This window comes from Blautia sp. DFI.1.216, from assembly GCF_020594215.1.
GTDB lineage: Bacteria > Bacillota > Clostridia > Lachnospirales > Lachnospiraceae > Blautia_A > Blautia_A wexlerae.
Map to the genome: position 1 here is coordinate 1 of NZ_JAJDML010000038.1, position 13,202 is coordinate 13,202.

Genomic DNA, 13,202 nt, shown 5'->3' on the forward strand with positions numbered 1-13,202 from the left:
TCAGTATCCTATTTTCATTATAGGCTGAGATAAGCTTTCATGATTCGTTGACAATACAATATCATTCTGCTCAGCTTCATATGGATTCTGGTTCATATGAAAAATCATATCAATCCTGTTATCCTTTAATGCCTGCAGCTCTTTCTCCTGGGATTCAAAACCTGTCAGTTGAAATTCTATGGCTTGTTCACCCAGATAACCGGATACCAGACTAATATAATCGTTAATAATTCCTACCGGTTTCTCTGACTCCGTATCCACAAGGCTGATACCCACATCATTTTTCAGATATCCAATCCGGACCGCCCCATGCTGTTCCAGCCAGTTCTGTTCCTCATCCGTAAGAGTTTCAAGGGAATTTGCAGAGAGATACCTTTTATAAAGATCGTCTGTATAAAAAGGATTCTCCCTCTCTATCTTCTGCATTACCTGATCCAGCTCTTCTTTCAAATCCGGGCGTTTTTTGCTGACTGCAAAATAATTATAGGAGCTACCAATCAGAATAGCAGGAGAAATATCGTCTCTTTCCCACTGTGGAGATTCATTTAAAACAAATCCGTCAATTTCATGATTTTTCAATTTCTGACGAACATCATCTGCACCGGTAATATCAACCTGCTGCGTGTTCACTCCATGACTTTTCTCCCACTCATGGAACATTTCGGCAGGAAGTGCATTCGGCAGCATACCGATTCTTTTTCCATTTAATGTAGTCAGATCTGAAATGGAGATATCTGTATTAGAAGTATCCACATACAGGTAATATTTATCCTCTCCCATAGGCAATTCTGAAAAAAGCATGGAAGTGGAACGTTCCTCTGTATAGGAAATGCCTCCCAGCAGATCGATCTGTCCATTTTTCAGCATACTCATCAGTTCTGCCCAGCTTCCCTCCACATATTCATATTTCCATCCGGTATGCGCAGCTACTGCCTGCTGGTATTCGTAGCTGTAGCCTCTCCTCTGACCGTCTGCTCCTGTGGTATTATAAGTTCCTTCATACCAGCCTACTCTGACTGTTTTGGATTTTGCTTCCTCTGCTGATACAGGAAGGGGAAGCACGGTAATATATAAAATAAAGCATAATAAAATGCAGATATGTCTCTGTACATTTAACTTAAACTTTTTCATATAACTTTCTCCAAATGATTTTGTGTCTATCCGGTGAAGATATCTCAACAGATTATTGCCTTTTTCATTTACTTCACCCGGGTTATAGAAACGTGTAACATGCTTCTGCAGATATCATACCTTATTTTCCGTCATTGCAACAGCCCTATATTTATTTTTTATACCTATTTTTTCAGTTTTCAGATAATCTTTACTTGCCAAAATTCATGGGCTACGACAACCGAATTCGGACAAAATATATCGCAAAGTGGGGCGTGCAGATTGCGGGAATGATTTTTCAGACACGCTCTAATGTGTCGACATGTTAATTCCTGAAACAATCTTGCAGGATAATTTTTTTTATTTCAAGGCGGAGGAAAAAGATGTAGCAGTGGCATAATCATTTGTATGCGAGTCCCCACCCACTGCTTATTGCTTTTCGCAACCTCCGCAGGGGACTTACTTGATTCGGTTAAAGTTACTATTTATTTAAATTTCGTATACAGAAAAAAGCAGCCCACAGACCATGTATGAAGAAAATCTGTGAGCCACCTTTTCTTTTCATCTTAGATGATGTTTATCTTTTTTTATCTTTGAAACAATAAAGAAGAAATCGTACGGTTTTTACTTTTGTAAAACTGAAATGCATTATTTAATAAACTTAACTTCCGGATAAATAGCCTGCTTAGCAGCTTCTTTTCTCTCATTGAAGATAACCTTGTTTTCTTCAAACAGGTTGCGGCCCTGTGCATCGATAGATACGATCAGCGGACCAAATTCTTTTACCTTGTTGCACCATAAGGTCTCAGGCATTCCAAGCTCATCCCAGTGATGTTCTACGATCTTCTCAACCTCTGTTGCAGCTACTACTGCACAGCCAGCCGGGAATACACAGTGGATCGCACCAAATTCTTTGCATGCACGCTCTGTATTCGGTCCCATTCCGCCTTTTCCAACGATTACTCTTACACCTGTAAGCTTAGTAAATTCATACTCAAATTTCTCCATACGCATGGAGGTTGTCGGCCCAACGGAAACCATTTCATAGTCATCTTCTGTTCCCTCAATTTTACGAACGATTGGGCCAGCGTGGAAAATTGCTTTGTCCTTGATATCATATGGAAGTTCTCTTCCATACTCAACCAGACGGCGATGTGCCACATCACGGCAGGTCATCAGCTCTCCGTCCAGCCATACAATATCACCGATTTTGATGTCAGCCAGGTCTTCTTCACTGATTGGTGTAATAAGAACTTTTTTATCTCCTCTGATTTCGATCATGTTTTTTCCCTCCGATTATGCGTTGAATTTCCATGTGGAATGTGTATCACAGGTTACTGTAAGGTCAGAATTTACGGTCAGGTGACCACGGCGGTGTGACCAGCAGCCTACATTTACTGCTACACCGATTGTAGACGGATGACGGGCTGTATTCTCGATATTAACACCCATTACAGAATATTTTCCGCCCATTCCCTGCGGTCCAAGGCCGATTGCATTGATTCCGTCTTCCAGAAGCTTCTCCATTTTTGCTGCATTTGCATTGTCATTGTGAGAACCGATCGGACGCATAAGTGCTTTCTTGGAGTTGAGGGCTGCTGTCTCTACAGATGTTCCTACACCTACACCCACAAGAAGCGGAGGACAAGCATTCAGTCCGTAAGTTGTCATCTGATCAAGAACAAAATCGGTAACGCCTTCATATCCTGCACCTGGCATAAGTACCATTGCTTTTCCCGGAAGAGTACATCCGCCTCCTGCCATGTATGCGTAAATCTCACATTTATCACTGTTTGGAACGATGTCCCACCATACAGTCGGAGTTCCTTTTCCAACGTTTTTCTTGGTGTTGTACTCGTCAAAAGTTTCTACAGAGTTATGTCTTAATGGTGCTGCAAAAGTAGCCTGTACAACAGCTTCTTTCAAAAGGGCTTCCAGCTCGTTGATGTACGGGAAATTAGTTCCGCATTTCAGCCAGAACTGAAGAACTCCTGTGTCCTGGCAGCTTGGGCGGTTCAGCTCTACAGCCAGTCCCTGGTTCTTAGTCATTGTCTCATAAAGTACTTTTGGAAGTGCTGCGCTTTCCTGAGAACCAAGCTCTTCCAGTTTTGTTACTACGTCGTCCGGTAATTTTTTTCCAATATGGGCAACAAAATCTGCTACCATGTCTGTTAATACTTTAACTCCATTTTCCTTAGTCATGATTTACCTCCTGATCATTCAATGGTTTAGGGTTGTTTGGCTTTTAATTTTGGGTTATTTATCTAAAGCAGCATGTTTTCTGCTTTATTTCTATTGATACATTTACATTAAGCGGAAAATCTTCCGTCTCATATGTTTTATCCTCTCACGGATAGAACGGGAACAAAACAGGCAAAAGGATCATACAGATCACGAAGGATACCAGAATCAACGGTAAACCTGATTTCACGTAATCCTTGAATTTATATCCTCCAAGTCCTACTACCATAGTATTTGCAGGCATTCCAATCGGTGTTGCATATGCACAGGAGCCTGCGATAACAGTTGCGATAACAACAGCTCTCGGATCCGCACCAAGGTTGTTTGCCAGAGAAACTGCAATTGGGATCATCAGTGCGGTTGTGGCCGTGTTTGACATGAAGTTTGTCAGTGCACAGGTTACAATGAATATTACCAGAAGAAGCACGATCGGGTTCGGGTCTGCACCCAGAAGTCCTACGATCTTATCTGCTATCAGTTCACCGGCACCTGTTGTATCCAGGGCTTTGGCAAGTGTAAGAGATCCTCCAAAAAGGAATACTACTTTCAGATCAATGGAAGCCAGTGCTTCTTTTTCTGAAAGAACTCCAACCAGCACCAGAATGATTGCTCCGATGCATGCAGAAATCTCAATGCTGACTCCGATCTGTTTCTCAAAAATCATTGCAAGAATCACAAGTATCAGAACTATCAGTGAAACAGTCTGTTTCCATTTCGGTACATCACTGAAATCTTTCTGTTTTTCAACAGTTGCCCCTACAGCCCCTTTTCCATCCGGAAGAAATCTGTATCCAATGAAAACGAAGTAGATAATTCCTACCAGAAGCATCGGGACTCCCACCGGTGCATACATGAAAAAGCTTGTGGAAAGCCCCATTTCCTGAAGTGCGTTTACACCCATAAGGTTTCCGGGTGCACCGATGATGGAAAGATTCCCGCCAAGCGCTGCTGCAAATACCAGCGGCATCAAAAGTCGGCTTCTTGAATAGCCGGATTCATTAGCGATTCCACAGACTACAGGGATCAGCACTGCTGCTGTACCTGTGTTTGATAAGAATCCGGACATCACACCTACGATTACCATGATTGCAATAATCAATGTTCTTTCTGTTCTGGCAAATCTGGTGACCAGACCTCCGATTTTATTTGCCATTCCTGTTTCAAATAGTGCCTGACCTACTACAAACATGCCGACACAAAGGATTACGTTACTGTTTACATACTGTGAAAACGTTGTAGATACATCCACTACTCCGGTGAGTGTCAATCCGATTGCACAGATTGAAGCTGTAAGCCCAAGTGGTATCTTTTCGAGGATGAAACTAATGATCGTAAACACAAGAAATAACAGTGTGATTGTTTGTTGAGACATTTTATTGATCTCCTTTCACTTTTTTCTGTGATTTCATTTTTTATTTTGCTCTTCGCTTTTGTCTTACTTATCCGTCTTTTTTTTATTAATCTCTCTTGAAAGGTACCGGCCGTGCACGTTTCCTTTGATGAGTTTATTATAAATCATGCACGTATAAAAAAACAAATTAATGGGTTGCATATCCCCATAAAAAATTTTTATAATCTCAATTTTAGCAGGTTTTTTTTATGCAATATTACTATATTAAAAAAAACTTTAGAAATAAATATGGAAATTATGATAGGTATATGGTATTTTTTATTTGAAGATAACTTAAAGCAGTTTCAGAAAATACTATACTTGCTATAGAAATGACATATTTCGACACATTACAACGAATTTAGAGGAAATTACTTATGACACTTAACCAACTCCGTTACTTTTGCACAGCAAGCCGCTGCCACAGTATCACCAAGGCAGCCGAGGAATTATACGTTACTCAGCCCACTGTGTCCGTTGCTATCCGCGACCTGGAAATTGAATTCGGCATCAGCCTTTTCTATAGGAAGGGAAACCGACTGATTCTTACCGAAGAAGGCGAAGAGCTTTATAACAAAGCTACCTACATTCTTCAGTACTGCACCGAGCTTCAGGCAGATTACTCCAGTATGGCGAGAGTAAAGCCCCCTCTTCGTATCGGAATTCCGCCTATGCTGAGCACTGTCTTTTTCCCTGAGCTTCTCATCGCATTTCATGACCAATATCCGGAAATCGCTGTTGTTCTGGAGGAATATGGCTCTGTCCGTGCCTGCAATCTGGTACAGGATGACACTCTGGATCTGGCTCTGGTAAATATGGAACAGTATAATATTGATAAATTTAACAAGGCTCTTCTGGCCAACGACCAGGTTGTTTTTTGTGTAAGTGATGACCACCGACTGGCAGACAAAGAAGTTGTGACCACAAAAGAAATGTCTAAAGAATCTTTGATCTTTTTCAATGCCGATTCCGTACAGAACCAGTTGTTGAAAACACGCTTTGAAACGGACGGTTACGTTCCGGACATCATCATGCGCAGCAGCCAGATTTATACTATTTTGCAGCTAGTAAAGACCTGTAAATATGGAAGTTTTCTCTATTCCAGCATGACCGACAGATTTGCCTCTTCCGGCATAAAAGGAATTCCCCTCAGTCCACCCATCCGCATAAAGATCGGAATGATATGGAAAAAGGGGAAATATATCAGTGACAATATGCAGAAATTCCTGAACTTCACCAAGATGTACTACCGGGAACATCCGCTGATTCAGAAGCTCTGATTTGTATGCCAGACTGCTTGTTATTTTAACCTGCTATCTTTCTCACGCTGTTTTAAGACCAGAGCATACACATCCGGCCATTTTCTCTCAAGCTGCTCATCCAAAAGCCGCCTGCGCTCCTCGAACATTGCCACCAGCTCCGGATGCTCTTTCATCATCTGTTCCCGGAGTTTTTTTCGATGCTTCTCAAAACGTACGGTCAATTCCTGTTCATCCTGTCCGGAAATCTTTACAATTTCTTTCATATGCTCTTCCAGATGCTCAATCCATGCATCTGCATCAAGTTCATCCATATGATTCCACTGACCATGGAGCAGCTCCTGCATATCTCCGTTCTCTTTCAGCTGTTCAATCTGCAGACGGATCTGTTTCTCTATCTCTGCCTCAGAATCAGAACCAAAAGCCCAGACAAATTCCTGTACACTGTTGTCCACACGCTTTCTGAACGGAGAACGTTCTGTATTATCTACATTGCCCTTCAAAGGATAAGGATAATGGATTCCCATATCCTTCAATGCCACATGTATAGTCCGACGCACACGTCCCTCTTCGATCATAAATCCAAGTCCCAGTGCGCGCATCTGTTCATTCAGCTCAGCGATATGCTCTGTTATGTAGAAACGAATTCCTCTTGACTTCAGAGAACGATACAGAATTGCAAGCCTGTCTGCAGCCGTAACATCAATGCTACCAATCCCGCTGGCATCCAGAATGACTGCTTTGGTATCCGATCCAATGGCATTCTCAATATCCTGCTGTAGAATATCTATGTTTGCAAAAAACAGGCTGCTGCTGAATCGGTAGATCACTACTCCCTCAATCTCACAGTTATGCAGACTTTCCGTAAGATCTTCGAAATGTCTGTGTCCCGGCTGCACTCCCAGAAAACAGCGTGCCGGTTTCGCAGTACGGATGATCATCTCGGCAAAGGAGAGAATAATACCGATCAATACTCCATTGATGGTACCAAGCGTCAGCACTCCCCAGAATGCGCCCCAGTAAATCAGGCATTCCTTTTTGCTGATTTTCCTCAGACGTACAGCCAGATCAAATTCCGTTGCCCCCAGAAGTGAGGAGATTACAATTGCAGTCAGCATAGGAACCGGCAGATAAGCAATCAGCCCGGTTGCTCCCAGAAGCACAAGAATCATGGAAATTCCTGCAACAATTCCGGTCAACTGTGTTTTTCCCTGGTACTGTTCACTGATGGCGGTACGTGACACCGAACCGTTAATCGGACAACAGCCTGTCAGAGCTGCTGCCAGATTTCCCATGGAAAAGGCTACCAGCTCCTGGTTAGCATTTACCCTGTAACCATTTTTCTGTGCGAAGCTATTCTCACCAAGTAAAGTTTCCGCCATGATCACTACTGCAATTGACAGACTGTAGATGACCGCTTCTTTTAGACCAATGGCAGAGAAATCAGGAATACTCCATACAGGCAGCCCCGGTTCTACTGCATCCAGTGTACGGATTCCCCAGTTGGAAATCGGGACGAAATAGGATAATAATACACCTGCTGCCATCAGAACTACTACCATAGGAAACTTGGGCAGGATTTTTTTCATCACCAGAAGGATGACCAGAGAAACCAGACCTAAAATCAGGGAAGGCAGATTGATCTGCCCTAATGTAGCCCAGATATGCTCTGCCAGCTCCGACAATTCTCCGGTTCCTGCAGTTCCGCCCATTAATTTGGGCACCTGCATGAGAATGATCGTGGTGCAGATACCTGTGATAAAGCCTCCCATTACAGGTGCGGAAATATAGTTTACCAGTTTTCCTGCTTTTAAAAATGCAAATACAAACAGCCAGACTGCCACAAAAAATGTGAGCACCGGCACAACCGCCATTGCCTGTTTCGAACCACTCTGGATTCCCATTTCCACCAGTGCCGCCCCGACTAACGCTGCAGGTGCTGCATCCACTCCGAAGATGAACTGAGGCGATGTGGAAAACAGCCCAAACAAAATGATCGGGAATACAGAGCCATACAGTCCATAAACCGCCGGAAGCCCCGCAATCTGGGCATAGCCCATGGAAATCGGGATCGAGACAGCCATAATGATCAACCCGGTGAGGATGTCCTTTGATAAATTTTTTCTGTCGTAATTTCGCAATGTTTTGGCTAACTCAAGGTGCATTTGTTTTGTGTTCCTCCGTTTATAACTGTTCTCTCACTAACATTAAAGCATATCCCAGAAGATTGGTGCCTTTCCATTTGCTTCGCTCAAACCTGTTTGGATCTCCCATAGATAAACCTATTCCCCAGATCTGATCTCTTACTGCGCATTCAGCTAACACAGCATCACCTGTATCAACAAGTTGCCGTTTTAAATCTGCGTTTTGACTGAATTTCGCTTTTAATCCCTCATACACAATAACCTGCCTTACACCATTCCAGACATTTTCATCATAGTTATGTACTTTACGACCTAATTTCTTAATCTCAGCAACATCATCTGTATGAAGTATGTCATTAGCTATTTTTTCATCATGAAAGTGGCATGCTTTCTGATACATCATAAACTGCTCCACTGACGAAAAATCTATTCCCTTGACTGTAAAATGACTAAGATACCAGTTACTTAAATAGCCATTTTCTTCATCCGGGTTATGGAAACATATAACGTTCATTGCGTTTCACCTTTCTTTTCACAAAAAGTTTGAAATAAATAATCTGCGAATCATCTTTACAATTCTTAAGTTGTATTTACTACTCTATCCTAACACAAAATGCAGAAATCTGCATCCACAATATGTCTACATTTTCATTCACTAATTGAATATTCGCTACTTTCCAGTATAAATATATACAGCAATATCATATGCATCCCGAAAGCCTTTTGCGATCATGTATGCGGTAATATTTATAGTAAAATACTATCTCCTTCTTCTGATAATCTTTACAACCCCAAAGATCAACAGCAGAATCACCCCAACAACCACAATACATATCCCGACAATCGCTACGGCAAATTTATTCGGATGTTTTACCAGATTTATGATGTTTTTGCTGTTGTCGGCAACTTTTCTTTCGTGTGTTGTATCATAATATTCCGGCACATTTGCAATTCCGTCTTTATCTGTGTCTTCAAAGGATTGCATATACTCTGCAATTGCAGCCCAGGCTTTCAGTTCTTTTTTTCCATCCATGACTGCATAATCTTCCAGATTCTCTATGGAATTGCCGTTTTTATCTTTAGGGACGATGGATATCAGACCATAGGATTTGTCCAGAACAGAGCCAAGCATACGGCCTGTGTACAGGTCGGTGACAACATGATATAATTTATCGTCCTGTATTTCTTCCCTTTCCCCGCCCTTGCCTGTCAGATAACAGTCTGTTACTTTATTTAAGATCATGCGGTGGGGATTATAGGTGAAATTCATTCCACTGCAATATAATCTGGCTATTGTCATAAAATCTGAAATTGAGGCATCTACCTCTGCCACTGTTTTCAGTTCTTTTCCTGTTAAATATGCACTGATCAGAGGATAACCTGCAAGTCCGTCCTTTCCTGTTCCCAGCGAGAAGGAGTTATATACCTGCTCCACTGTTATATTGCCTTTTGTATAAGTATCTCTTACAGTTCCGGCAGGTACGATTGCAACATCTACTTTTTCTCCGTCAGAGTCTCCTGTATTCTCTACTGCATATACATAAGCATCTGATATGATATCTCCCAGATTTAACTCCTCATGCTTTGTTTCCATCTCACTGAGGCTGTTAAATTCAATGTCATTCTCTGCCAGAATTTCCTCTCTGGTATAACCAAAATTGGAAAGATAATTGGTGTCAACAGTATCTGACAATTCATCTATTTTCTTCTGTGTGGCTTCATCTGCTTTGATTTCATCCGTAACCGGAACAAGCTCATAGGTATCCGTTTCCCACCGTCCATTCTCTTTCTGAGTCATGGAAATTGTTCCCAGGTTTTTCCCATATTCTCCACAGGATACGATGCAGGTATCTCCCTGCAGGATTGGTTCTGCCAACTGTGTGTGGGTATGTCCGCTGACGATCAGATCAATGTCCGGAACATTCTTTGCAAGGATTTCGTCCTCTGATACTTTTTCGTCCTCCCATGTTCCGCTGTGTGATACACAGGCGATCATGTCTACATCTTCGTTCTTTTTTATTTCCTCTACTGTTTCTCTGGCTGCTTCTGACGGGTCTTTGAAAAGAAGCTCGCAGGTAGGAGCGCAATCCAGAGAATCCTTGCCGAAAACACCCAGTACTGCAATCTTTACATCACCTTTTTGAATTACCGTATAGTCTTTTACTCCATATGTCTGAAATTCTTCATAAATCTGTTTCTGTCCTTCACTGAGGCCGGCTTTTTTCATTGCATCCCAGTCCACATTACACACAACCATCCTGGGAAGGTTTTCGCCTGAACTGACTGCGGCGTTCAGCATATCTGCCAGACCATCGGAGCCGTAATCAAATTCATGATTTCCCAGAGTTGTCACATCACAGCCCAGATATCCAAGCATCCGCAGTTCGGCGGCCTCAGTGTCATATACAGTCTGTATCAGAGTTCCCATAGAGAAGTCTCCGCCATCCAATATGAGTGTATCTGTATTCTCTTTCTCATGCTCATTGATCAATGTTTTCAGCCGGGCAAACCCGCCGGTCTCCTGCTGTGTCCCGTCTACAATCGTTTGAAAGCTGTTCAAATGAGAATGCAGATCATGGGTGAAGAGGATATCCAGATGTTTTGGCTCCTCTGAGGCGTTTACCTGATATCCTGTCAGTCCTGAAACGCTCAGCATAAATATAAATGTGAATGCGAATGCTTTTTTTAATAATTTCATAAAATTCTCCTGTAATATCAAAAATGGTTCCGCAGTATCATTTATCTTCCCGCAGGATAATGATACCATGAAACCATTTTACAAAAAAAAACTAATTTATCTTTCATCTCCCACAAAGAACAACGCCATTGTTCCCGGACCTGAATGAGCGCCGATGGTGGCTCCTACCTGATTCATGATAATCGTGTTGATCTGGTATTTTTCTTTTACTTTCTCTGCCACATAATTTGCATCTTCTTCGCAGTCGCCATGACTGATAAAGATGGTATGGCAGGTGTCATGATAGCTGCCGATTTTCTCATCCATAAGCTTTACCAGCTCCTGAAGGGATTTTTTACGGCCGCGGACTTTACCGATGGCAGTGAGTTTTCCGTCGTTGTCTACATGAAGGACCGGTTTAATATTCAGCATACTTCCTACTACTGCAGTAGTTCTGGAAATGCGGCCTCCGCGGTATAGGTGGTTTAAATCGTTGACTGTAAAAAGGTGTACCATATGAAGCCTGTTCTCTTCTGCCCATTTCGCAACTGTCTCCATATCTTCTCCCTGCTCTTTCTTCTCCTGTGCAAGGTAAACCAGAAGCCCCTGACCAAGGGAAGCGCCAAGAGAATCTACCACGATGATCTTGCGGTCCGGATAATCCTCCATCAGTTCCTCTGCTGCGATACGGCTGCTATTGTATGTACCGCTTAAGGCAGAGGAAAATGCAATATGAAGAATATCTTTTCCTTCTTTTAGGTAAGGCTCCAGCAGTGCTTTTGCATTTTCAGGATTTACCTGTGCTGTGGTTGGCATGGAACCGTTTCTCATTGCCTCATAAAATTCATGCTCCGGAAGGAAATTTCCATGCGTATAATTTTTTCCATCCATGGAATAACTGAGATACATGCAGCCTACTCCATGGTCTTTGAGATATTCCTCCGGAAGATCTGAATTGTTGTCGGTGGTGATCACATATTCGCTCATGTTGTCGCCCTCTTTTTCTGATATTTTTCACTTTATGCCCATTAACTGTTCAGTGTCTTAGCAACTACAAATCAAAATCCGCTGCCTGCTCAGTAATGGGCTTTTCATCTATAATAAAAATGCTTCTATTATAAATACAGATATATACAGTATAACATCAAACTATCAGCCAAACAACTACTTTTCCTTCTCAACTGCCTTAAGCGCTTCCTGCAGCTGATTATCCTCATCATGGGTGATCTCGTCTTTATTCTTATTCAGCAGGCTGGTATCCAGAGAAACCTCTATATCAGGTTTGATTCCTGTTTTGTTGATGTTGTTTCCTTTTGGAGTGTAGTAGTTGGCAACAGTCAGTTTAATGGCACTTCCGTCTGAGAGCTGGCGGATGGACTGTACCACGCCTTTTCCGTAAGTGGTTGTTCCGACGATCGTTCCAATACCATAATCCTGCACTGCACCGGCAAAAATCTCTGATGCACTGGCGCTGCTTTCATTTACCAGGACTGCAAGCGGAATCCGGAGTTCGTTTTTGCCATCACATTTTTCCTCTTCTCTATTTCCGTCCTTATCTTCGGTGTAAACGATCAGTCCTTCCGGAAGGATTTTCCGCAGGACATCACAGACAGAATCAAGAAGTCCACCCGGATTATCGCGGAGATCCACGATCATTTTCTCCATTCCCTGTTTTTGCAGGTCATCAAAAGCTTCCTGATACTGTTCGCCGGTAACGCCTGTAAACTGTGTAATGCGGATGTAGCCGATTTTAGAACCCAGCATTTCATGGAAAACAGACGGTAATTCCACATCTGTGACAGGGACTGTGATTTCCATGGCATCTTCTGCACCTTCTCTGTGAACAGTAAGCACCACACTGTCTTTATCTGAATTGCGGACAATGTCTGCAACATCAGATACTTCATCCTCTGTGATATCTTCCCCGTCAATGGCACTGATGATGTCCCCTTCCTCCAGTCCTGCTTTTTCCCCGGGACCACCCTCATAGCATTCAACAATCTTTACTCCGCCTTCTTTATTCTTCTCCATAAGAATGCCGATCCCCACATAGCTTCCCTCATTGGAAGAATTCTCAGAATCGTATTCCTCTTCTGTATAATATCTGGAATAAGGATCATCCAGTCCATAGAGAAGACCTGCATAAAGTCCTTCCTGAAGCTTCTCTTCATCCTTATCTCCCAGATAGTATCTGTCGATCAGCTCTTCAAGATATGCCAGCTTTGATGTACACTTGCGATCACCAAGAGCTGTTCCTTTTGCTGCAAGACCTGTTCCTGCAAAAACACCTGTACCGATGCACGTCACAACCAGTGCTCCTGCTACTGCACCTTTCCAAAATTCTTTATTTTTCATGTCTGCACTCCTGTAAAAAAAGCCGC

Annotated in this window: 10 protein-coding genes and 2 pseudogenes; 2 read left to right on the plus strand and 10 right to left on the minus strand. The window is 42.5% G+C overall.

Annotated features, from left to right (window positions below; genetic code table 11):
* Together LJE11_RS13595 and LJE11_RS20845 are read right to left on the minus strand one after the other, a co-directional pair.
* Positions 1-1,131, minus strand: coding sequence for a transporter substrate-binding domain-containing protein (locus LJE11_RS13595; protein WP_227296101.1), 1,131 nt, complete (start codon positions 1,129-1,131; stop codon positions 1-3).
* A gap of 179 nt (positions 1,132-1,310) precedes the next feature.
* Positions 1,311-1,379 (minus strand): annotated as a pseudogene (locus tag LJE11_RS20845) (hypothetical protein); the annotation flags it as partial.
* Between LJE11_RS20845 and LJE11_RS20460 the strand changes: the two are divergent.
* Positions 1,350-1,439, plus strand: a pseudogene (locus tag LJE11_RS20460) (DUF6783 domain-containing protein); the annotation flags it as partial. The pseudogenes LJE11_RS20845 and LJE11_RS20460 overlap by 30 nt on opposite strands.
* 319 nt (positions 1,440-1,758) lie before the next feature.
* On the opposite strand, the gene ttdB reads toward LJE11_RS20460, so the two are convergent.
* From ttdB to LJE11_RS13610, 3 genes are all read right to left on the minus strand, one after another.
* On the minus strand, positions 1,759-2,391 hold the full coding sequence (gene ttdB, locus LJE11_RS13600; protein ID WP_008707382.1) for a L(+)-tartrate dehydratase subunit beta: 633 nt from the start codon (positions 2,389-2,391) through the stop codon (positions 1,759-1,761).
* A gap of 15 nt (positions 2,392-2,406) precedes the next feature.
* Entirely contained in the window at positions 2,407-3,312 is a 906-nt protein-coding gene (gene ttdA / locus LJE11_RS13605) for a L(+)-tartrate dehydratase subunit alpha (RefSeq protein ID WP_008707380.1), read from the minus strand.
* Between the two features lie 145 nt (positions 3,313-3,457).
* Positions 3,458-4,723: an SLC13 family permease gene (locus tag LJE11_RS13610; protein ID WP_008707377.1), complete on the minus strand. Its 1,266-nt coding sequence runs from the start codon at positions 4,721-4,723 to the stop codon at positions 3,458-3,460.
* A 395-nt stretch (positions 4,724-5,118) separates the two neighbouring features.
* Between LJE11_RS13610 and LJE11_RS13615 the strand changes: the two genes are divergently transcribed.
* Positions 5,119-6,021 (plus strand): LysR family transcriptional regulator, encoded by a 903-nt coding sequence (locus LJE11_RS13615; protein ID WP_008707367.1) that lies wholly within the window; start codon positions 5,119-5,121, stop codon positions 6,019-6,021.
* A 20-nt stretch (positions 6,022-6,041) separates the two neighbouring features.
* On the opposite strand, the gene LJE11_RS13620 is transcribed toward LJE11_RS13615, so the two are convergent.
* The 5 genes from LJE11_RS13620 to LJE11_RS13640 form a co-directional block, all read right to left on the minus strand.
* Positions 6,042-8,165, minus strand: a complete 2,124-nt coding sequence (locus LJE11_RS13620; protein WP_008707365.1) for a SulP family inorganic anion transporter — start codon at positions 8,163-8,165, stop codon at positions 6,042-6,044.
* A 19-nt stretch (positions 8,166-8,184) separates the two neighbouring features.
* Positions 8,185-8,658: an NADAR family protein gene (locus LJE11_RS13625; RefSeq protein WP_008707363.1), complete on the minus strand. Its 474-nt coding sequence runs from the start codon at positions 8,656-8,658 to the stop codon at positions 8,185-8,187.
* Positions 8,659-8,904: 246 nt separating this feature from the next.
* Entirely contained in the window at positions 8,905-10,842 is a 1,938-nt protein-coding gene (locus LJE11_RS13630; RefSeq protein ID WP_020994105.1) for a bifunctional metallophosphatase/5'-nucleotidase, read from the minus strand.
* Positions 10,843-10,938: 96 nt separating this feature from the next.
* Positions 10,939-11,808: a DegV family protein gene (locus LJE11_RS13635; protein WP_008707361.1), complete on the minus strand. Its 870-nt coding sequence runs from the start codon at positions 11,806-11,808 to the stop codon at positions 10,939-10,941.
* A gap of 177 nt (positions 11,809-11,985) precedes the next feature.
* A complete protein-coding gene (locus tag LJE11_RS13640; protein ID WP_008707360.1) occupies positions 11,986-13,176 on the minus strand; it encodes a S41 family peptidase in 1,191 nt (396 codons plus the stop codon).
* Positions 13,177-13,202 lie beyond the last annotated feature (26 nt).

Excerpts from the sequence above, each read along its gene's own strand:
- LJE11_RS13625 (WP_008707363.1), bottom strand. The coding sequence starts at position 8,658 with ATGAACGTTATATGTTTCCATAACCCGGATGAAGAAAATGGCTATTTA.
- LJE11_RS13610 (WP_008707377.1), bottom strand. The coding sequence starts at position 4,723 with ATGTCTCAACAAACAATCACACTGTTATTTCTTGTGTTTACGATCATT.
- LJE11_RS13630 (WP_020994105.1), bottom strand. The coding sequence starts at position 10,842 with ATGAAATTATTAAAAAAAGCATTCGCATTCACATTTATATTTATGCTG.
- LJE11_RS13620 (WP_008707365.1), bottom strand. The coding sequence starts at position 8,165 with ATGCACCTTGAGTTAGCCAAAACATTGCGAAATTACGACAGAAAAAAT.
- ttdB (WP_008707382.1), bottom strand. The coding sequence starts at position 2,391 with ATGATCGAAATCAGAGGAGATAAAAAAGTTCTTATTACACCAATCAGT.
- LJE11_RS13595 (WP_227296101.1), bottom strand. The coding sequence starts at position 1,131 with ATGAAAAAGTTTAAGTTAAATGTACAGAGACATATCTGCATTTTATTA.
- LJE11_RS13615 (WP_008707367.1), top strand. The coding sequence starts at position 5,119 with ATGACACTTAACCAACTCCGTTACTTTTGCACAGCAAGCCGCTGCCAC.
- LJE11_RS13640 (WP_008707360.1), bottom strand. The coding sequence starts at position 13,176 with ATGAAAAATAAAGAATTTTGGAAAGGTGCAGTAGCAGGAGCACTGGTT.
- ttdA (WP_008707380.1), bottom strand. The coding sequence starts at position 3,312 with ATGACTAAGGAAAATGGAGTTAAAGTATTAACAGACATGGTAGCAGAT.
- LJE11_RS13635 (WP_008707361.1), bottom strand. The coding sequence starts at position 11,808 with ATGAGCGAATATGTGATCACCACCGACAACAATTCAGATCTTCCGGAG.